We start from the raw sequence: 19,582 nt of genomic DNA, 5'->3' as shown, positions 1-19,582 counted from the left end.
GGAAGAATTGGCCCACCTGCCAATGTCGGTGCACCATGACCCGCGCGCTTCTCCTGCTTCGCCGTCGCCTCGTCGGCAGCGTCTTCGTGCTGCTGATTGTCGTGATCGGCACTTTCCTTTTGCTGGAAGCCGCCCCCGGCGACGCGGTCGACGCCTACATCGTCTCGACCGGCGGCGACGCCGGCATGATCGAACTGCTGCGCCATCGCTGGGGCCTCGACCAGTCGGCGTTGACGCGACTGGCGACCTATCTCTGGGCGCTGCTGCATCTCGACCTCGGCCAGTCGGTGACCTTTTCGCGGCCAATCCGCGACGTCATCCTCGAGCGCCTGCCCAACACGCTGCTGTTGATGGGCAGCGCCACCGCGCTCTCCTTCGGGCTCGGCTCGGCGCTCGGCATCTATGCCGGCGCCAGGCCCGGGAGCTTTCGCGACCGCTTGCTGTCGATCGGCTCGCTGGCACTCTATGCCGTTCCCGGCTTCTGGCTCGGGCTGGTGCTGATCATCGTCTTTGCCGTCGACCTGCGCTGGTTCCCGATCGGCGGCATCGAGAGCATCGCGTCGGGCAGGACCGGCCTCGACCGCGCGGCCGATATCGCCCGCCATCTCGTGCTGCCGGTGTCGGCACTCGGCTTCATCTATCTGGCACTCTATCTGCGCATGATGCGCGCCGGCATGGCCGAGGTCTGGCGACAGGATTTTGTCCTCGCCGCCCGCGCCAAAGGGCTCTCCCGCCGCCGCATCGTGCTCGCCCACGTTGCCCGCAACGCGTTGTTGCCGCTGGTCACCATGCTCGGCCTGCAATCGGCGCAGATGCTCGGCGGCAGCGTCGTCATCGAAAGCGTCTTTTCCGTTCCCGGCCTTGGCCGGCTGGCGCAGGAAGCGGTGGCAGCGCGCGACACGCCGCTGCTGCTCGGCATCATCCTGGTCAGCGCCGTTCTGGTCATCGTTATCAATCTTCTCGTCGACATCGCCTACGCTTTCCTCGATCCGCGCGTCGGCGCCAGCGAGGCCGGTGCGTGAGCCCGCTTCGCCGCTTTCTTCGCACGCCGGAAGCGGTCGCCGGCGCGATCATTCTGGTAGCGCTGTTCGCCATGGCGCTGACAGCGCCGCTGTTCTTTCCCGGCGACCCGCAAGCCATTGCCGGGCCGGCATTGCTGCCGCCCTTTCAGGACTGGTCGCTGCCGCTCGGCACCGACCGGCTCGGCCGCGACGTGCTGGCCGCGCTTCTCCACGGCGCCCGTACCTCGCTGGCGGTTGGGCTGGCCGCGGCGGCCGCAGCCCTTGCCTTCGGCGCTGTAGTCGGCACGCTGGCCGGCTTTGCCGGCAGTCTCGTCGACGAAGTGCTGATGCGCATCACCGACGCCTTCCAGACCGTGCCGAGCTTCCTGCTGGCGCTGGCTTTCGTCAGTGTCGTCGGGCCATCGCTCGGCGTCGTCGTTGCGGCGATCGCGCTCGGCGCCTGGACGGCGCCGGCGCGCGTTGCGCGAGCCGAAGTGCTGTCGATCCGCGAGCGCGATTTTGTCGCCGGCGCCCGCGTCATCGGCATGCATCCGCTGGAGATCGCCTTTCGCGAAGTGCTGCCCAACGCATTGCCGCCGGTGCTGGCATTGTCGTCGGTGATCGTCGCCGCAGCGATTCTCACCGAAGCGGCCCTTTCGTTTCTCGGCCTCGGCGACCCCAACCGCGTGACCTGGGGCGGCATGATCGCCGAAGGTCGCGCCGTGCTGCGCACCGCGCCCTCCCTGTCGATCATTCCCGGCGTGGCGCTCGTGCTGACCGTGCTCGGCGTCTACCTCACCGGCGAAGGCGTTGTCGAAACGGCTGCGGTGAGAAGGAGCTTGTCGTGACGGCGCTGCTTTCGATCCGCGATTTGACGGTGACCTATCGCCACGACGGCAGGGAGGTGGCGGCGCTGAACCATGTCAGCCTCGATGTCACCGCCGGCGAACGCTTCGCCATCATTGGCGAGAGCGGTTCGGGCAAGAGCACTCTGGCGCTGGCCATTGCCGGGCTGCTGCCGGGATCTTCCAAGGTTGGAGGCTCGATCGAGTGGAAGTTACCGAACCTTCGATCGCCTCATGCCTTCGCGCCCCCCTCTGTCCTGCCCTCTTTGCCAAAACTTGGCATCTCCCCCACAAGGGGGGAGATCGGCAGTTCCGTCGCCGGCACCCCCCCTGCAGCCTTGGAGTTTGGCGAAAGCGGAAATGACAGCGCAATCTCCCCCCAAGTGGGGGAGATGTCCGGCAGGACAGAGGGGGGCGCGACGGATCGCCAACCTGCCAGTCTTCGCGACCACACACCCCTCGGAGGCCGCGACATCGGCTTCGTCTTCCAGGACCCGTCGGCCAGCCTCGATCCGGTAATGGCGGTTGGCGAGCAGATCGCCGAAGTCGCGCACACGCATCTCGGTCTTACTTGGTCGCAATCCTATGCCAAGGCAAAAGCCCTGCTCGAACGCGTCCGCCTGCCCGACCCGGACGCCGCCTTGCGCGCCTATCCGCACCAGCTTTCCGGCGGCCAGAAGCAGCGCGTGGCGATCGCCGCGGCGATCGCGGCCGGTCCGAAACTGCTGATCGCCGATGAGGCGACCAGCGCGCTCGACACCATCGTGCAGGCCGAGATCGTCGCGCTGATCCGGCAATTGGTGGCCGAGGACGGCATGACGCTGCTGTTCGTCAGCCACGACATCGCGCTGGCCGCCGATCTTGCCGAGCGCATCGCCGTGTTCCAGCACGGCGAGCTGGTCGAGTTCGGCGCGACGGCGCAGATCGTCGCCAGCCCGCGCCACGCCTACACAAGAGCGCTGCTCGACGCCCATCTCGGCCTCGACGCCGAACCGCTGCTGCGGCAGGCAGGAGCGTTGCGGTGAGCAGTCCATTGCTGGCTGTTTCCGGCCTGACCAAACGATATCGCCGCGGCGGCAAGACAATCGCCGCCGTCGATGACGTTTCCTTTCACATCGAGGCCGGCGAGACGCTGGCGCTGGCCGGCCCGTCCGGCAGCGGCAAGTCGACGGTCGCGCGTCTGCTGTTGCGGCTGATCGAACCGGACGCCGGCCGTATCGAGTTCGAAGGCGGCGATTTTCTGTCCCTGAACGATACTGCGTTGCGCGCACGGCGCGCGCGTTTGCAAATGGTTTTCCAGGACCCGCTCGCCGCCTTCAATCCGCGCGCCAGCGTGGCGCGCGTGCTTGACGATCCTTTGCGCATCCATAGCATCGCAGCCCGATCAGAACGCCCGCACCGCATCGCCGCTCTGCTGGAGCGCGTCGGCCTGAGCGCTGATCTCGCCGGCCGCGCCATCCACGAGATCTCGGGCGGCCAGCGCCAGCGCATCGCGATCGCGCGCGCCATCGCCACAAACCCGTCGCTGATCGTCCTCGACGAGGCGGTGTCCGCGCTCGACGTATCGGTGCGCCGGCAGATCCTGCAATTGCTGCTCGATCTGCAACGCGAGGAACGGATCGCCTACCTGTTCATTTCGCATGATCTCGGCGTCATCAGCGCCATCGCCCATCGTGTCGTCATTCTCGATGCCGGCCGCGTCGCCGAAAGCGGCAACGCCCGTGCGGTCATCGGTGCCCCGCAGTCTGCGATCGGCAAGGCGTTGGTGGCGGCAGCGCCAAAACTGAACAGGACCAGCACGCAGGGCGCGGCCGATCGTCAGTAACCCAGCGCGCAACCATCCTTGCGTGGATCGGACGCGCCGGTAAGCGTGCCCTTGTCCCAGTCGATCAGCACCAGCTGGCCGCCGCCATGCGGCTCGGTTGGGGCGGACACGTCGTGGCCTCGCTCACGCAGGCCGGCGATCGCCTCGGCCGGAACGCCACGCTCGGCCTCCACTGCGTTCTGGCGGTAAAACACTCTCGGCGCATCGAGCGCCTCCTGCGGGTCCATGCCGAAATCGATCATGTTGGTGAGCAAATGGACATGGCCGAACGGCTGGTAGCCGCCGCCCATCACGCCAAACGGCATGACTGCCCGGCCCTTGGCTGTCACCATGCCCGGCATGATGGTGTGCATCGGGCGTTTCCGCGGAGCGATGCGGTTTGGATGGTCCGCCGCCAGGCGGAAGCTGCTGCCGCGATTCTGCAGGACGACGCCGGTCCTGGGGCCGACCACGCCGCTGCCGAACGAACCAAAGGTCGAGTTGATGAAGCTGACCGCATTACGGTCGCGGTCGACCACCGAGATGTAGACGGTATCGCTCGGCTGAAGCTCAAGGCGTGGCAGATGCGTCATTGCGCGCGCCGGATCGATCTCGGCGCGAAGCTGGTCGGCATGGGATCTGGACAACAACTGCTGCACGGGGACATGGACCTGGTTCTGGTCGCCGATGAAATTGTCGCGGTCCTGATAGGCAAGCCGCCCCGCCTCGATCTCGAGGTGAAAGCGCTCGGCGCCGTACGGCTCCAGCGAGCCGAGCGAAAAGCCCGACAGCACATTCAGCATGATCAGTGCCGTCAGCCCCTGGTTGTTCGGCGGCATCTGATGGATGTCGTAGCCCCGGTAGGATGTGCCGACTGGCCTGACATAGTCGCCCTTCGTGGCCGCAAAATCCTCGAGCGCATGCAGCCCACCGAGAGCGCGCAGACGCGACACCATGGCTCGCCGGTTCGTGCGACGGAAGCGATGGCGGCGACATCGCACCCGCTGGCGACGCTGGCGGCGGTCGAGATGCTGCGGTCCGGCGGCAATGCAATGGACGCAGCCGTCTGCGCGGCGGCGGTGCAGGCGGTCGTCGAGCCGCAATCGACAGGTATCGGCGGCGACTGTTTCGTCCTCTACTGTCCCAACGGCCAAGGCGAGGTTCTGGCCTTCAACGGCTCCGGCCGCGCACCGGCAGCAGCGACGGCTGAGTGGTATCTGGACAGGGGGCATGACGAACTGCCTGAGTCCGGTCCGCACGCGGTCACCGTGCCGGGGCGCCATCGACGCCTGGTGCCGGCTGCTCGAGGATCACGGCAGAAAGGGCATCGACGCCGCGCTCGCACCCGCCATACGTTACGCCTTTCCATCCTGCAGAAAAATCCGCGCGGCATGTTCGTCGGCGGCCAGCAAGGCAGCACTTTCAGCCCAGTCGAAGGCCACACGGTCTTGGACGACGTAGCCCTGTTCGGCGCCGCTGGCCGGCGAGCTGCACCGGCAGCCGCAACTGGCCGACACCTTGCGCATCGTCTCGCGCCGTGGCCGTGCCGGCTTCTATGAAGGCGAGGTCGCCGACGACAGCCCGGGGAGTTGGAAATCACGCATGCAGTTCAATAGCCTGCGACCAACAAGATGTGAACTGGCAACAGCAGCCAAAGGGCTGCGCCACCGAAAGCAGCACGATCACCGTGGCAGCGCCCAACCTGGGAATTGCCGGCCTCAATCTGCGAATCTGAAACTGTCCGTGGTGTAGTCGGGGTAGGCGTCCAGGCTGTCGAAAAGCTTGGCCAGGTCAGGGGTGTCCGCCAATATTCCGGACAAGACCAGCGCAGTCGCCACGCCGGCACCAATTCCACCGGCGACATCGTGTTCGACGCTGTCGCCGACACAGACCACACTGCTGCGGCCCGGGTTGCCCGCCAGTGCCAGCGCGGCGTCGAAGATCGGCGTGTAGGGCTTGCCGATACGGGTGACGCTGCCGCCGAGGCTCTCGTAGAGATCCGCAAGCTGGCCGGCGCCAAAGCGCGGCCCCACTGCCGTCAGCATGATCTTGTCGGGGTTGGTGCAGAAGCATGGCACCTGCCGCATCGCTGCCGGTGCAAAAAGCCTGCGGTAGTGCTCGATGTCGTAGCGGTCGCCCTCGCTGGCGGCGATCAGAACCAGTTCGGCATCGTCGCCGTCGCTGGTCAACGCGAAAGGCAGGCCTTCAATCGCCGAGCGATCGCCCTCGCGGCTGATCAGCAGGCACTTTGTGTTTGGGCGCAGCTTTCCGGATATCGCCATTTCGTGAAAGGACCGCCACGCGATCTCGCCGGAAGAGACAAATTGATCCCAGCTTCCTGGTTCGAAGCCGAGCTTCAGCAAGCGGGTCTCGTTGGGCCGCGCCCGCCTGCCGGAATTCGAGACCAGCACGATCGTCTTGCCTGCGCGCTTCAGCGCCGACAACGCCTCCACGGCGCCCGGATAGGGGTTCGTGCCGTCGTGCAGCACGCCGAACTGATCGAGCAGGAACACCTGATAGCATTCGACCAGCGCTCCGATGCCGTCGAGATGTTCGACCGGTTTCGTGCTCACAACAGCCCCGCTGCGATTGCGCCCATCAGCGCCAGCCGCGCCGTGCCGGCGGCCGCCTCGTCCGAAAGCGCCGGCAGAAAATCGACGCCCAGCTTGCGCTGCCGGATCGCGGTCCAGGCGGGATTTGCCGCACCGCCGCCGACGCTCCTGACCGACGTCAATCGGGGGGCGCCGAGTTCGGCAAGCCGGCGATAGCCGAGCGCCTCGATCGCCGCAATGCCCTCGAACATCGCTTTCAGATAGTCGGCGTCGTCCGCCGGCCGCGGCGTCAGGCGTGGCGGCAAATCAGGATCGGCTACGGGAAAGCGTTCGCCGACCGCGGGAAGCGGATAGTAATCGAGGCCGGTCTCGGTCATGGGGTCGATCACCGCGCTCAATTCGATGATGCGCGCGAGAGAAAAATGCTGCGCCAGCACCTTGCCGCCCGAATTCGAAGCACCACCCGCCAGATAGGCATCTCCCAGCCGGTGACTGTAGATGCCGAACTGCGGCGCCGAGATCGGCCGGTCGGAAAGGATCTTGATGGTCAGCGAGGATCCCAGCGCGGTGACGCCGTCGCCAACAGCCGCAGCACCCGTCGCCAGGAACGACGCGCAGCCATCCGTCGTGCCAGCGACCGCGGCAACGTCGCGCGCCAGGCCGAACAGGTCCGCCGCACTCGCGGTGAGCTTTCCCGTGACATCGCCCGGCTTGACGACACCAGGCAGGAATCCCATGCGCATGCCGGTCGCCGCGATCCAGTCCGGCCAGCGGCGGGCCTCGAAATCGTAGCCGGTTTTCAAGGCATTGTTCTCGTCGCTGGTGTCGAAGCGGCCGGAAAACTGTGCCGCGATCCAGTCGGCCTGATGCAGCACCGCGGCGACGCCGGGCAGGCGCTGGAATGACAGCGCCTTGGCGAGACCGGACGTCGCCCCACGGGCTGCGCTCGCCGCCGGCGCCTCGCGCGCGATCACCGCCAGAATGGCGTCGTCGTCGACCTTGTCGTTATACATCAACGGCTCGGCCAGCGGCCGGCCGGCGCCGTCGACCGGCAGCAGCGTGCCCGAAGTGCCGTCGACGGCAATCGAGCGGACCGCCGCGCGATCGATGCCCGAAAGCAGTTCCGCCAGCGCCGCGCCGACCGCTGACCACCATACGGACGGGTCGCGGGCGTTCTGGCCAAATCTGTCGAGTGGAACGGCGCAACGCGCGGCAATCGAAAAGTCCGGCCGCATGGCGACGGCGCGGGCGCCTGATGTGCCGATGTCGATTCCGATCGAAAGCGGTCCGGTTGAAAGCGCCATCTCAGCTGCCGGCTGCATTGAGTTTCTGGCGATATTGCTCGGCGTCCCAATTGATCAGTTCGTCGTTCTCAGCGGCGGTCAGATAGTTCAGCTTCGCCGCGACGTCGACCCGCGCCGTCACGTCGGCAAGGCAGCGTTGCATGGCGTCGGCGCCGGCACTGGCGTCGCCGCGCATCAGCACGCCAAGCCCGGGAAACAGGATCGCCACCGGTGCCGTGCCGCACCGTTCGGTGACACGCAACACGTCCTCACCGGGTCTCGCCACGACCGAACCCTGGCCGAGAAAGATGACGTGATCGGGATAGAGGCTGCCTCCTGACGCCATGCGGCCGCTTTCAGGATCGATCGCGACGGCATGCGCTTCGGCGGCCGCCGGCAGCCTGTAACCGGTGCGTCCGATGAGCGCCGTCAATGCAACAACATTGGGCTCCGCCACCTCGCGTGGCGGCCGCGCCAGAAGTCGTGTGACGCGACGCAGCAGCGCCTCAGCGCCGGTGACGGTCTCGGCTGCGACGACCAGGCCATGGTTGGCAAGGATCAGCACATCGACCCCAGGCCGAAGGCGCTCGGCAATGCCCTGGGCAAGCGGCAGGCCCGGCCGGCGATAGGGAACATACGCCCATTCGAGGCCATCCAGGCGCTTAGCAACTTGAGCCTCGCAGTCGGCCTGCACGGCAAGCGAAATGGTATCGACGCAGTGGACATGCAGAACGACGCGCTGCGGCATCAGCGCGTGAACCGTGGTCTCGATCGAAGGACGCAGCTTGCGGGCGTTGAGCGCCTCGATGGCGAAACCCTGTGGCTGATCGGCCGCCGGGTCGCGCTGTTCGACAGCGCTAATCAGCGGCGGGATCGCCACCGGGACCATGATGTCCCCGGCGAGCGCGTCCTTCAACCAGGTGCCGGAAGCCTTGATCCAGAGCGTGTCGCCGGCTTTCAGCGACGTGTTGCCGCCCGCGGCCTGGGTCAAGTGCGGGTCGCGCCCGATGCTGGCCGAAAGCGACCGCAAAGCAGCCAGTTCCTGCGCATCCGCATTGATTGCCATCGAAACTCCTTCACAAACCGGCCGTCTAGCCACGGCTTTGGATCCCCGTAGCCGGAACAACGAGTGACGCTGGTATCGCAGAAGCGAGTAAGTTACGTCAATAGTGATCTTATCCCACCAAATCAAGCTTGCAATCTGGTCTGTGTTGAGTAAGTTGCACCAATTGCCGTGGCAAAATGGCACTTCGGGAGGGTATCCGTTGAGCGACTCCGGCCGCCAGCGTCAGATCGTCGAGCTGTTGCGGGATCGCCCCTTCGCCTCGGTGCGCGAGTTGCAGGAGCGCCTCGGCGTGTCGGCGGCGACGGTGCGGCGCGACATCGACAAGATCGACGAGGCCGGCGAAGCACGCAAGGTCTATGGCGGCATCTCGGCGCTCGATGGCGCTGCGCAGGCGGGCGTCGCCTATGCCAGGCCCTACGACGAGAACCGCGATCTCGCGGTCGAAGCCAAGCGGCAGATCGCCGCTCTCGCGGCGACCATGGTGCGCGATGGCGACGCCGTCATCGTGCATGGCGGTTCGACCTGCTTCCATCTCGGCGCCAAGCTCGCCGACCGCAACATCCGGCTCTATACCAACTCGATGCCGCTCGTGGCCTATTTGAGCGACCACGGCCATTGCAGCCTGACCGTTGCCGGCGGCGAACTGCATCGCGAGCCTGGCATCATCCATTCGCTCACCCAGACGGTGCCTTTCTACGCATCGAAGTTCTTTCTTGGCGCGCAAGGCATCGGCCCGGACGGCGTGCTGGAATCGCATCCGCTGCTGGTCCGCTCCATCGCCGAACTCAGTCTATGCGCCGACCAGATCGTGGTGCTGGCCGACAGCCGCAAACTGTCGATCCATGCGCGCAACGTCGCGCTGCCCTTGTCGCGCATCGGCACGCTGGTGACCGATGACGGCCTGTCCGATGCCGACGCGCGTATGCTGGAAGACGCCGGAGTCATGGTGCGGATCGCCTCTGCCTCAGGAGCCATCCAGTGAAGGTGGCCGTCCTCGACTTCGGCAAGACCAACTCGAAGCTGTTCGTCTTCGACCAGCACGGGCAGATTCTGGGTGAGCGCCGGACCCAGCCGAACTGGACGCGCGAATGCGACTTCAGCGTGCTCGACGAAGCAGCGCTTCACGATTGGGCGGCGCGCGCCGTCGGCGAAGCGGTCGACATCCATGGCATAGAGGGCTTGATGGTTTCGGGCCATGGCTGCACCTTTGCCTTGGTCGACGATGCGGCGCTGACGCATTCCATACTCGACTACGAGCAGGAGCCACCGGCCGAGATTGCCGCGCAGATCGATCGGCGCATTCCGGATTTTGCCGAGACCTTCTCGCCGCGCCTGCCGCTCGGCTTCAACTATGGTCGCCACATGCTGTGGCTGAAGACGGTGCAACCAAGCGTGTTCGCCGCCGCCAAATCGATCCTCGGTTATCCCCAATACTGGAGCTGGCGCTTTGGTGGCCGGGCGGTCTCGGAGGTGTCCTATCTCGGCTGCCACTCGCATCTTTGGGCGCCGCGCAAACGCGATTTCTCCTCGCTGGTCGACGCCGAAGGTTGGCGCCGCCAAATGCCCGCCTTCGAGCCTGCCGGCGCGGTCATCGGCGAGCAGAGCTTTGGCGGGGCGACACGGCCGATCGCCATTCACAACGGTGTCCATGACAGCAATGCGGCGCTCCATGCCTATCGTCGGCAGGAGCTTGGTCCGGTCACCGTCGTCTCGACCGGCACCTGGGTTGTGGTGCTCAATCCGGACTGTCCGCTCGACTCGCTCGATCGCGACCGTGACATGCTGGTCAATGTCGATGTCGATGGCGGCCCGGTGCCGACCATCCGCTTCATGGGCGGCCGTGAATTCGCAACGATCAGCGCCGGTTGGCAGGGCGCGATCGCCCCCTCAGCCGTGCAGCAAGTGATCGGCGCCGGCATCATGGCGCTGCCGAGCTTCGCGCCGGGCGGGCCGATGCCTGGCCATCGCGGCGAACTGGTCGGGCGCACCCCCAACGCGGAGGAGCGCGCGGCCGTGGCACTGCTCTATGTCGCGCTGATGGTCGATCTGTGTCTCGACCTGATCCATTCGAACGACACCGTGATCGTCGATGGCGGGCTGAACAGTGGCGGCCTGCTTGCCAGCCTGCTGGCGCAGCTGCGTCCCGGCCAGGCCTTCATGCAGGGCGCCACGCTGGAGGGCAGCGCCACCGGAGCGGCGGCGCTGGCCTTCGAGAATGTTGGACGCGAATTTGCCGCCGAGGCGCCGGAGCCTGTTCGTGCTTCAAGCTTCACCGGGCTTGCCTTCCACCGCGATAGCTGGCGCGGCCTCGCCGCCGACCGAGGCGTCGCTGATGCCGCAGCGGGAGGCGCGCGATGACCGCCGCTGCCCGGATCGAAACAATGCGCCAGCCGGTGCTGGAGATGCGCCACATCTCCAAGACGTTCGGCCCAATTCGCGCCTTGCAGGACGTATCGCTGACCGTCCATGCCGGTGAACTGCACGCGCTGATGGGCGAAAACGGCGCCGGCAAGTCGACGCTGATGAAGGTGCTGTCCGGCGCCTATCGACCTGATCCCGGCGGCGAGATTCTGATCGACGGCACACCGGTCGCCACCGGCGACCCGATCAAGGCCCGCGCCAACGGCATTGCCGTCATTTACCAGGAGCTGTCGCTGGCGCCCAACCTGACGGTCGCGCAGAACATCTTCCTCGGCAGCGAGCCGAGACGGTTCGGCATCGTCGACCGCGACCAGTGCAATCGGCGCGCCAAGGAGATCATCGCACGGCTCGGCGTTTCCTTCTCGGCGCGCGCCTCGGTCTCCAGCCTGTCGCTTGGCGAACGCCAGATGGTCGAAATCGCCCGCGCGCTGTCGACCAGCGCGCGCATCATCGTCATGGACGAGCCAACCACCTCGCTGACCTCGCGCGAGACCGACAGCCTGTTCGAGGTGATTTCGACGCTGAAGGCGCAGGACATCGCCATCATCTACATCAGCCACCGCATGGAAGAGGTCTACCAGCTTGCCGACCGCGTCAGCGTGCTGCGCGACAGCGGCTATGTCGGCACGCTCGAACGCGCCGATCTGAACGCCTCGCGCCTCGTCTCGATGATGGTTGGCCGTGACCTGTCCGCCTTCTACAAGAAGGATCACCGCCCGCCGGACAGCAAGCGCGCCATCGCACTGTCGGCGCGCGACATGTCGGACGGCAATCTCCTGAAAAGCTGCTCCTTCGACCTGCACAAGGGCGAAGTGCTGGCGCTGGCGGGTCTGGTCGGCTCGGGCCGCACCGAGCTCGCGCGGCTGATCTTCGGCGCCGACAGGCGCACATCAGGCACGCTGGAACTCGACGGCAAGCCGATAGCCATCGGGTCGCCGCGCGAGGCTCTGGACGCCGGCATTGCCTATCTTACCGAAGACCGCAAGGAACTCGGCCTGTTCCTCGACATGTCGATTTCCGACAATATCAGCATGGGCGTGCTCGCCAAGGACGCGCAGGCCGGCGGCTTGCGCGACTTCGCCACGGCCGAAAGGCGCGCCGCCAAGGCCGTTTCCGAGCTCTCCATCCGCACCAGGTCAGTGCAGGCCAATGCCGGCTCGCTGTCGGGCGGCAACCAGCAGAAGGTGTTGCTCGCCCGCCTGCTCGAAACCGAGCCGCGGGTCCTCATCCTCGATGAACCGACGCGCGGCGTCGATGTCGGGGCGAAGTCGGAAATCTACCGGCTGATCGACGATCTTGCCAAAAAAGGCATCGCCATCCTGATGATCTCCAGCGAACTGCCGGAGGTGATCGGCGTCGCCGACCGCGTGCTGGTGATGCGCGACGGCACTGTCGCTGGCGAGGTGACGGCATCCGAAGGCCAGCCGCTCAGTCAGGAAGCAATCATGGAACTCGCAACGGGAGCGGCCCAGGGATGACCGACAAGAGCGGCCTAGGGATGACCGACAAGGCAACCGAGATCAGCGCGGGTGACCAGGCGGTCGGCAGGAGCCGGCGGCTGCGCACCGCCTTCGCCGCGCTTGGCATGCTGCCGGTCCTGATCCTGTTGGCGGCCGGCTTCCAGATCATGAACCCGCGCTTCCTCACCGAGACCAACCTGTTGATCGTCACCCAGCAGTCGTCGATCAACATCGTGCTCGCGGCCGGCATGACCTTCGTTATCCTGACCGGCGGCATCGACCTGTCCGTCGGCTCCATTCTTGCCGCCTCGGCGATGGTGGCGGTGATGGTGTCGCTGGTGCCGGAGTGGGGCATGCTCGGCGTGCCCGCGGCCATTCTGGTCGGCCTCGGCTTCGGCGTCATCAACGGGCTACTCGTCGCCTACATCAAGCTGCCGCCCTTCATCGTCACGCTGGGTTCGCTGACCGCCGTGCGCGGCGTCGCCCGCCTGCTCGGCCAGGACACCACGGTGTTCAACTCGGACCTGCCGTTCGACTTCATCGGCAACGGGTCGCTGTTCGGCATCCCCTGGCTGGTCATCATCGCTCTGTCGGTCGTGGTGCTGTCCTGGCTGGTGCTCAAGCGCACCGTGCTCGGCACCTGGATCTATGCCGTCGGCGGCAATGCCGAGGCCGCCCGCCTCACCGGCATCAAGGTGCCGCTGGTGCTGCTCTTCGTCTATGGCGTTTCAGGCCTTCTCGCCGGCCTTGGCGGCGCCATGTCGGCGGCCCGGCTCTACGCTGCCAATGGGCTGCAGCTTGGGCAGTCCTACGAACTCGACGCCATCGCCGCGGTCATTCTCGGCGGCACCAGCTTCGTCGGCGGCGTCGGCTCGATCTGGGGCACGCTGATCGGTGGCCTGATCATAGCGGTGCTCTCCAACGGGCTCATCCTGGCCGGTGTCTCGGACATCTGGCAGTACATCATCAAGGGATTGGTCATCATCGTGGCGGTCGCCCTCGACCGCTACAGGCTCCAGGCAGGAGCAAGAACATGATTGACCTTAGTCGCCGGCGTCAACGACCCGGTTTCATTTAACGCACCGTGAGAGGCGCGGGGCATCAGGAGGAAAAGAATGAAGACCATCGCTAAACTGCTCTGCGGCGTTGCCCTCGCGGGCGTCGCCGTCGCACCGGCTTCGGCCAAGGACCTAAACAAGGTCGGCATCTCGGTCGGCCTGCTCGGCAACCCGTTCTTCGTCGCCACCATCAAGGGCATCGAGGACGCCGCCAGGAAGATCAACCCGAACGTCGAGGTGACGTCGGTGTCGGCCGACTACGACCTCAACAAGCAGGTCTCGCAGGTCGACTCGTTCATCGCCGCCGGCGTCGACGTGATCATGCTCAACGCCGTCGACGCCAAGGCGATCGCGCCGGCGGTGAAGAAGGCGCAAGCGGCGGGCATCGTTGTTGCCGCGTTCGACGTCTCGGCGCCCGGCGCCGACGTCACCGTGATGACCAACAACGTCAAGGCCGGCGAAGCCGCCTGCCAGTACCTGGTCGACCAAACCGGTGGCAAAGGTGACTATGTCATCCTGAACGGCCCTGCATCGTCATCGATCCTCGAGCGGGTGAAGGGTTGCAAGGACGTGCTGGCAAAACACCCGGACATCAAGATACTCTCCGACGACCAGAATGCCGAAGGCTCGCGCGACGGCGGCCTGAAGGTGTTCCAGTCGCTGCTGACCCGCTTCGACAAGATCGACGCGGTGTTCGCCATCAACGACCCGACGGCGATCGGCGCCCAGCTTGCAGCCAAGCAGCTCAACCGCTCGGAGTTCATCTTCACCGCAGTCGACGGCGCGCCCGACATCGAGAAGGAACTCGCTTCCGACACGTCGATGATCAAGGCCTCGGCCTCGCAGGATCCTTACGTCATGGCCGGCCAATCGCTGCAGATGGCAGCTGAAGTGCTCGCCGGCAAAAAGCCGGCCGAGGCGACCGTGCTGCTCGACCCGCAGCTGATCACGGCAGAGAACCTGAAGGACTACAAGGGCTGGACCGCGGCCCGCTAGCTAAAGCCTCCCAAGGCTGGTGCGGCCGGGTGACCGACCGCACCAATTTTTGTTTGAGCATCGGATTTTTCCCAAAACCGGTTCCCACTTTTGGTTCCGAGGCTCTCGAGCAGCAGGAGACGATCATGTCGCGCATTGGAATCCACTCTTTCGTCTGGTCGGCGAGCTCGGTGCAAGACGACCTCGAACGGACGCTGGCCAACACCAGGGAGGCCGGCTTCGACCTGATCGAATTCTCCTATCTTGACCCCGCCAATGTCGATGTTGGCGGGCTGGCCAAGCGCATCGCCGACCTCGATCTCGGCGTGGCGATCAGCATCGGGCTGCCGCCCGACGGCGACATTTCAAGCGCCGACAAGGCGATTGCCGCGCACGGCGTCGAAGTCCTCAATGACACGATCGCGCTCACTCGGGATCTCGGCGGCCGGAAGGTCGCCGGCATCCTCAGCACCAGCCATGGATTGCAGACTGAGGCGCCGACGCGCGATCAATGGAACCGCAGTGCCGCCACGCTTGCCAAGGTCGCGGAGACCGCCAAGGCCGCCGGCGTCACGCTCAACCTCGAAATCGTCAACCGCTTCGAGAGCAATCTGCTCAACACCGCCGCGCAAGGGCTGGCCTTCGTCGAGGACACCGGTTCCGACAACATTTTTCTGCATCTCGACACGTTCCATATGAACATCGAGGAGGCCGATATCGGCTTGGCCATCCGCCACGCCGCCAAAAAGATCGGCTATGTCCATATCGGCGAGAGCCATCGCGGCTTCCTCGGCACCGGCAACATCGACTTTGCCGCGATCTTCGATGCGCTGACCGCAATCGGCTATGGCGACGACCTCAGCTTCGAATCCTTCTCGTCGGAGATCGTCGACGAGAACCTGTCGAAGAAAACCGCCATCTGGCGCAATCTGTGGACCGACAATATGGAGCTGGCCCGGCATGCGCGCCGCTTCATCGCCATCGGGCTGGAGACGGCGCGGCGCAAGGCCGAGCTTGTTGCGTCAAGCCATCAGCCTTAGGGCCGGTTGCGATCCTCAGGCCAGCTCAAAACGTTCGACGGCGCGCATGATGCCACGCAGCTCGGCCAGGCCTTTCAGGCGGCCGATCAAAGAGTAGCCGGGGTTGATCCTGGTCTTGCCGATATCGTTGGCGAGCAGATGGCCATGGTCGGGTCGCATGGGAATCCGCCAATCGGCGCGACCTTCCCTACGGCGGCGCGTCTCTTCCTGCATCAAAGCGAGGATGACATGCGCCATGTCGGTGCCGCCCTCCAGATGTTCGGCTTCATAGAAGGAGCCGTCATCCTCGATGGTTACATTGCGCAGATGGACGAAATGGATCCGGTCGGCGAACTCCTTGACCATGCCGACAATGTCGTTGTCTGCGCGCGTACCGTAGGAGCCGGTGCAGAATGTCAGGCCGTTGGCCGGGCTGTCGACAGCGTTGAGAATGAAACGCGCGTCCTCGGTGGTCGAAACGATCCGTGGCAGGCCATAGAGCGAGAATGGCGGGTCGTCGGGATGGATGCACATGCGCACCCCCTCCTGCTCGGCCACCGGAATGATCTCGCGCAGAAACCAGGCAAGATTGTCGCGCAGCTCCTTCGGCCCGATCGAGTCATATTCCGCCAATGCCTCGCGAAAACCATCACGGTCGTAGCTGCGCTCGGTTGCCGGCAGGCCGGCAATGAGATTGCGCTCGATCCTGTCGATCTGCTCTTCGCTCAATTCCTTCAGTCGCGATTCCGCTTCCGCGGTACGCGCCGCGCTGTAGCCGAATTCGGCATTCCTGCGCTTCAGGACGAACAGGTCGTAGGCGGCAAAATCGATCGCATCGAACCGCAGTGCGTAGCCCGTCGTTGGAAGCCGATAGGCAAGGTCGGTGCGGGTCCAGTCGACCACCGGCATGAAGTTATAGCAGATCGTCGCAATGCCAGCCTTGGCGAGCGCACGGATCGTGTCCTTGTACCAGCCGACATAGCGAAGCCGTTCCGCCGAGCCGATCTTGATCGAATTGTGGACGGGAATGCTCTCTACAACCGACCAGGTCAGCCCTTCGGCCTCGATGATCCGCTTGCGCTCCAAAATGTCCGTCAAAGGCCAGGCGCGACCGTCATAGATATTATGCAGGGCGGATACAACGCCCGTGGCGCCGGCCTGCTTGACATGATCGAGCGTCACCGGGTCGTCAGGGCCATACCAGCGCCAGCATTGTTCCATCGAGGCTTTTCCTTTGCGATAAAACGGAACCGTATTGTTGGGCCACAATGGAAGTCAAATTAAAGGAGTTTGCGCAATGAAGGATTTCGACGGCAAGATCGCTCTGGTGACGGGGACGACCGGGATCGGCCTGGCAACCGCCAGGCGTCTTGCGGCGGGCGGGGCGGCGATCATCGCCTGCGGCATCGACCGCGCGGCCAACACGGCGATGAGAGCGGAACTGGGCAACTCCGGCGCCGAGGCGCTGGTCGTGGCCGTCGACGTCTCCGTGCCGGATCAGGTTCGCGACGCGGTCGCAGCCGGTGTCGAGCGGTTCGGCGGCCTCGATATCATCGTCAATTCCGCGGCGGTCCATCCGTATGGCACCGCAGTTAGCACCGATTTCGACATCTGGAACCGGGCGATGTCCGTCAATGTCGGCTCGATCTACCTGACCGCGCATTTCGGTATTCCGGAAATGATCAGGCGAGGCGGCGGCGCCATCGTCAACGTGGCTTCGGTGCAAGGTTTCGCCTGCCAGCAGAACGTCGCCGCCTATGCCACGACCAAGGGCGCCATCCACACATTGACGCGCGCTCTGGCGCTCGACCATGCGCGCTCCGGCATTCGCGTCAATTCCGTCAGCCCGGGCTCGATCCGCACCCCGATCCTGGAAAAGGCGGCGCGCGGCGAAAACGGCACCGACGCCGATGTCGAGGCCGCCTACAAGCGCTTCGGCGAAGCGCACCCCATCGGGCGCATCGGCGAGCCGGAGGAAGTGGCGGAACTCATCGCCTTTCTGTGCTCGTCGAAAGCCGGGTTCTGCACCGGCGCGGACTACAGGATCGATGGCGGCCTGACTGCCGGCATCGGCGTGAAGTAGAACGGAAAGATCGGTCTCGGCTTTACCGGGAAACGTTGTCATCGGACGATTTTCGGTCAGCCGCCACACGTGGCACCGACGGCGAACCAATAGCGCATAACATGCGCGAGCGCGAATACTGCACTTGCAGCCGGTTCAACCGTCTGATTCCCTTGGTTACGCTGGGCTGTCCTGATTCGCGCACTGTCCAAAGTCTTTGCAGTGCGCCGGGAACAAGCCTTCCACCGACCGCTGCGCTTGCGCATTCAAGGGGAGAGACGGCAAATGAACACTGCAACGAGGCCGGCAATCTCGGAGATGAGGCCCAAAATATCCGTCATCGGGGTTGGCGGCGGTGGCGGCAACGCCATTAACAACATGATCGCCGAAGGCCTGCAGGGCACCGAGTTTATCGTTGCCAACACCGATGCCCAGGCGCTTACCATGTCGAAGGCAACGCGGCTGATCCAATTGGGAGCGCACGTCACGGAAGGCCTTGGTGCAGGATCCCTGCCCGAGGTCGGCCATGCCGCGGCCGTGGAATCGATCGACGAAATCATGGACCATCTTGCGGGAACGCATATGTGTTTCGTGACCGCAGGCATGGGAGGCGGAACTGGAACCGGTGCAGCACCGGTCATAGCGCAGGCCGCGCGCAACGCAGGAATACTGACCGTGGCCGTCGTCACCAAGCCGTTCGTCTTCGAAGGAAACCGCCGAATGCATGCCGCCAATGAGGGCATCGAGCGGCTGCGCGAAAGCGCCGATACCGTCATCGTCATACCGAACCAGAACCTCTTCAGGATCGCCGATGCCAAGACGACCTTCGCGGACGCTTTCGCCATGGCGGACCGCGTTCTCTACGCCGGCGTCGGCTGCATCACTGATCTCATCGTCAAGGAAGGCCTGATCAATCTCGACTTTGCCGATGTGAAGTCGGTGATGCGCGATATGGGTCGCGCGATGATGGGCACCGGCGAAGCCACCGGGGAGGACCGCGCCAGGAAGGCAGCCGAAGCGGCGATCGCAAACCCGCTTCTCGACGAAGCGTCGATGATGGGCGCCAAGGGCGTCCTTGTCTCGATATCGGGAGGCACTGACATGACGCTGTTCGAGGTCGACGAAGCCGCCACCCGCATCCGCGAGGAGGTCGACGCCGATGCCGACATCATCGTCGGCGCCATTTTCGACAATGCGCTCGCAGGAAAATTCAGGGTGTCGGTCGTTGCCACGGGATTGCGGCGGGGGCTCGAGATTCCGCTGACGGTGGGGTTGGAAAACCGTGTCAACTGAACCAGGCGCCATGGCAGCGCCGGCGGTAGCAATTCGACTTGAAAATCCGCCGCTCCGGAAACCGCCGCCAAACGGTGGTCGGGCGGAACGCCCAACCGCAATTATTGCGGGATAAGCCTGCGGAGCAAGTTATCGGTTTTGCCTGCGCGACTCTTGCTGTCGAATTGGAACGCCGGCCAGCGCTCATGGCGCCGGCCGCGTGAACAGGGTGCGGAACAGCTCCTCAGCCCGTCGCAGGCCCTCATCTGTCAGAACCACCGATTTCGCCTTGTTTGCTGGATTGGCGATCAGCCCCTTCTGGTGCAAGCGATCCAGAGCATCCCAATCCATTCCCTTCCAGGCGCGCCTCTCTTCGTGCAGCGTTAGCCAAAGCAGGCCCAGAACGGCATTGTCGATTTTTTCGGTGTCCATCTCCATGCCAAGCAGTTTAATACGGGAAGACGGCGCCTGCCGAGACCCACACCATCGGGTAACTTGATGAGGATCAAACTGGCCGCGCCAGGTTCCAAACGCAAAACGGCCCGCGCGAGGCGGGCCGTTTTGTGGATTTGGTTGCGGGGACAGGATTTGAACCTGTGACCTTCAGGTTATGAGCCTGACGAGCTACCGGGCTGCTCCACCCCGCGTCAACTAGACGGCGAATGCCGGCCGGGCAGCCCGGACTTTTTGTTTTTTGTTTTGTCCGTCCTCGAGGCCTTCGGCCTTTGCGGGCGGACGGGGCGCTGCTCCACCCCGCGTCAACT

General features: G+C 64.9%; 18 protein-coding genes, 1 tRNA gene and 1 pseudogene. 13 read left to right on the top strand and 7 right to left on the bottom strand.

From position 1 onward, the window contains the following. The first annotated feature begins 35 nt into the window (after positions 1-35). The 4 genes from BQ8794_RS21050 to BQ8794_RS21035 are packed head-to-tail and all read left to right on the top strand — an operon-like array spanning position 36 to position 3,671. Complete coding sequence (locus BQ8794_RS21050; protein WP_077380607.1) at positions 36-1,022, top strand: ABC transporter permease; 987 nt, start codon at positions 36-38, stop codon at positions 1,020-1,022. Continuing rightward, positions 1,019-1,849, top strand: a complete 831-nt coding sequence (locus BQ8794_RS21045; RefSeq protein WP_077380606.1) for an ABC transporter permease — start codon at positions 1,019-1,021, stop codon at positions 1,847-1,849. Before BQ8794_RS21050 ends, BQ8794_RS21045 begins: the two co-directional genes overlap by 4 nt. Continuing rightward, positions 1,846-2,871 (top strand): ABC transporter ATP-binding protein, encoded by a 1,026-nt coding sequence (locus BQ8794_RS21040; protein WP_167378802.1) that lies wholly within the window; start codon positions 1,846-1,848, stop codon positions 2,869-2,871. Before BQ8794_RS21045 ends, BQ8794_RS21040 begins: the two co-directional genes overlap by 4 nt. After that, positions 2,868-3,671, top strand: a complete 804-nt coding sequence (locus tag BQ8794_RS21035) for an ABC transporter ATP-binding protein (protein WP_077380605.1) — start codon at positions 2,868-2,870, stop codon at positions 3,669-3,671. The genes BQ8794_RS21040 and BQ8794_RS21035 overlap by 4 nt, the downstream gene beginning before the upstream one ends. Here BQ8794_RS21035 and BQ8794_RS21030 read toward each other — a convergent pair. Further along, positions 3,665-4,603, bottom strand: coding sequence for a gamma-glutamyltransferase family protein (locus BQ8794_RS21030; RefSeq protein ID WP_244555054.1), 939 nt, complete (start codon positions 4,601-4,603; stop codon positions 3,665-3,667). The genes BQ8794_RS21035 and BQ8794_RS21030 overlap by 7 nt on opposite strands. A gap of 30 nt (positions 4,604-4,633) precedes the next feature. On the opposite strand from BQ8794_RS21030, the pseudogene BQ8794_RS34965 reads away from it, so the two are divergent. Then, positions 4,634-5,228: pseudogene (locus tag BQ8794_RS34965) on the top strand (gamma-glutamyltransferase); the annotation flags it as partial. Between the two features lie 140 nt (positions 5,229-5,368). Here BQ8794_RS34965 and BQ8794_RS21020 read toward each other — a convergent pair. Genes BQ8794_RS21020 through BQ8794_RS21010 form a run of 3 tightly spaced genes read right to left on the bottom strand, consistent with a single transcriptional unit; the run spans position 5,369 to position 8,551 of the window. Beyond that, positions 5,369-6,223, bottom strand: coding sequence for a TIGR01459 family HAD-type hydrolase (locus BQ8794_RS21020; RefSeq protein WP_077380604.1), 855 nt, complete (start codon positions 6,221-6,223; stop codon positions 5,369-5,371). Continuing rightward, the gene (locus BQ8794_RS21015) at positions 6,220-7,506 is read right to left on the bottom strand and encodes an FGGY-family carbohydrate kinase (RefSeq protein ID WP_077380671.1); all 1,287 of its coding nucleotides are present in this window, start codon (positions 7,504-7,506) and stop codon (positions 6,220-6,222) included. Before BQ8794_RS21015 ends, BQ8794_RS21020 begins: the two co-directional genes overlap by 4 nt. 1 nt (position 7,507) lies before the next feature. After that, positions 7,508-8,551, bottom strand: coding sequence for a class II aldolase/adducin family protein (locus BQ8794_RS21010; protein ID WP_077380603.1), 1,044 nt, complete (start codon positions 8,549-8,551; stop codon positions 7,508-7,510). Between the two features lie 199 nt (positions 8,552-8,750). Here BQ8794_RS21010 and BQ8794_RS21005 point away from each other — a divergent pair, with 199 nt between their 5' ends. From BQ8794_RS21005 to BQ8794_RS20980, 6 genes are all read left to right on the top strand, one after another. After that, positions 8,751-9,533, top strand: coding sequence for a DeoR/GlpR family DNA-binding transcription regulator (locus BQ8794_RS21005; RefSeq protein WP_077380602.1), 783 nt, complete (start codon positions 8,751-8,753; stop codon positions 9,531-9,533). Further along, positions 9,530-10,909, top strand: coding sequence for an FGGY-family carbohydrate kinase (locus tag BQ8794_RS21000; protein WP_077380601.1), 1,380 nt, complete (start codon positions 9,530-9,532; stop codon positions 10,907-10,909). Before BQ8794_RS21005 ends, BQ8794_RS21000 begins: the two co-directional genes overlap by 4 nt. Further along, positions 10,906-12,450, top strand: a complete 1,545-nt coding sequence (locus tag BQ8794_RS20995; protein ID WP_077380600.1) for a sugar ABC transporter ATP-binding protein — start codon at positions 10,906-10,908, stop codon at positions 12,448-12,450. Before BQ8794_RS21000 ends, BQ8794_RS20995 begins: the two co-directional genes overlap by 4 nt. 20 nt (positions 12,451-12,470) lie before the next feature. After that, positions 12,471-13,469 (top strand): ABC transporter permease subunit, encoded by a 999-nt coding sequence (locus BQ8794_RS20990; RefSeq protein WP_077380670.1) that lies wholly within the window; start codon positions 12,471-12,473, stop codon positions 13,467-13,469. A 78-nt stretch (positions 13,470-13,547) separates the two neighbouring features. Then, complete coding sequence (locus tag BQ8794_RS20985) at positions 13,548-14,486, top strand: ABC transporter substrate-binding protein (protein ID WP_077380599.1); 939 nt, start codon at positions 13,548-13,550, stop codon at positions 14,484-14,486. Positions 14,487-14,611: 125 nt separating this feature from the next. Next, on the top strand, positions 14,612-15,505 hold the full coding sequence (locus BQ8794_RS20980) for a sugar phosphate isomerase/epimerase family protein (RefSeq protein ID WP_077380669.1): 894 nt from the start codon (positions 14,612-14,614) through the stop codon (positions 15,503-15,505). Positions 15,506-15,520: 15 nt separating this feature from the next. On the opposite strand, the gene uxuA is transcribed toward BQ8794_RS20980, so the two are convergent. Next, positions 15,521-16,705: a mannonate dehydratase gene (gene uxuA, locus BQ8794_RS20975; RefSeq protein WP_077380668.1), complete on the bottom strand. Its 1,185-nt coding sequence runs from the start codon at positions 16,703-16,705 to the stop codon at positions 15,521-15,523. 76 nt (positions 16,706-16,781) lie between these two features. Between uxuA and BQ8794_RS20970 the strand changes: the two genes are divergently transcribed. Next, complete coding sequence (locus BQ8794_RS20970) at positions 16,782-17,567, top strand: SDR family NAD(P)-dependent oxidoreductase (RefSeq protein ID WP_077380598.1); 786 nt, start codon at positions 16,782-16,784, stop codon at positions 17,565-17,567. A 264-nt stretch (positions 17,568-17,831) separates the two neighbouring features. After that, entirely contained in the window at positions 17,832-18,839 is a 1,008-nt protein-coding gene (ftsZ, locus tag BQ8794_RS20965) for a cell division protein FtsZ (protein ID WP_077380597.1), read from the top strand. 183 nt (positions 18,840-19,022) lie between these two features. Here the strand turns inward: ftsZ and BQ8794_RS20960 are convergent, their stop codons facing one another. Continuing rightward, entirely contained in the window at positions 19,023-19,256 is a 234-nt protein-coding gene (locus tag BQ8794_RS20960; RefSeq protein WP_077380596.1) for a DUF6429 family protein, read from the bottom strand. Positions 19,257-19,388: 132 nt separating this feature from the next. Continuing rightward, positions 19,389-19,465 (bottom strand) — tRNA-Met (locus BQ8794_RS20955). Between the last annotated feature and the right edge of the window lie 117 nt (positions 19,466-19,582).

It is taken from the genome of Mesorhizobium prunaredense (genome assembly GCF_900156895.1).
Classification (GTDB): Bacteria; Pseudomonadota; Alphaproteobacteria; order Rhizobiales; family Rhizobiaceae; genus Mesorhizobium; species Mesorhizobium prunaredense.
The sequence above is the reverse complement of the archived record's forward strand: the minus strand, read 5'-3'. Positions and strand labels throughout refer to the sequence as shown.

What these genes read in the sequence shown, in the direction of transcription:
- BQ8794_RS21050 (WP_077380607.1), top strand. Translation starts at nt 36, where the DNA reads ATGACCCGCGCGCTTCTCCTGCTTCGCCGTCGCCTCGTCGGCAGCGTC.
- BQ8794_RS21015 (WP_077380671.1), bottom strand. Translation starts at nt 7,506, where the DNA reads ATGGCGCTTTCAACCGGACCGCTTTCGATCGGAATCGACATCGGCACA.
- BQ8794_RS21010 (WP_077380603.1), bottom strand. Translation starts at nt 8,551, where the DNA reads ATGGCAATCAATGCGGATGCGCAGGAACTGGCTGCTTTGCGGTCGCTT.
- BQ8794_RS20995 (WP_077380600.1), top strand. Translation starts at nt 10,906, where the DNA reads ATGACCGCCGCTGCCCGGATCGAAACAATGCGCCAGCCGGTGCTGGAG.
- BQ8794_RS20990 (WP_077380670.1), top strand. Translation starts at nt 12,471, where the DNA reads ATGACCGACAAGGCAACCGAGATCAGCGCGGGTGACCAGGCGGTCGGC.
- BQ8794_RS20985 (WP_077380599.1), top strand. Translation starts at nt 13,548, where the DNA reads ATGAAGACCATCGCTAAACTGCTCTGCGGCGTTGCCCTCGCGGGCGTC.
- BQ8794_RS20980 (WP_077380669.1), top strand. Translation starts at nt 14,612, where the DNA reads ATGTCGCGCATTGGAATCCACTCTTTCGTCTGGTCGGCGAGCTCGGTG.
- uxuA (WP_077380668.1), bottom strand. Translation starts at nt 16,705, where the DNA reads ATGGAACAATGCTGGCGCTGGTATGGCCCTGACGACCCGGTGACGCTC.
- BQ8794_RS20970 (WP_077380598.1), top strand. Translation starts at nt 16,782, where the DNA reads ATGAAGGATTTCGACGGCAAGATCGCTCTGGTGACGGGGACGACCGGG.
- ftsZ (WP_077380597.1), top strand. Translation starts at nt 17,832, where the DNA reads ATGAACACTGCAACGAGGCCGGCAATCTCGGAGATGAGGCCCAAAATA.
- BQ8794_RS20960 (WP_077380596.1), bottom strand. Translation starts at nt 19,256, where the DNA reads ATGGAGATGGACACCGAAAAAATCGACAATGCCGTTCTGGGCCTGCTT.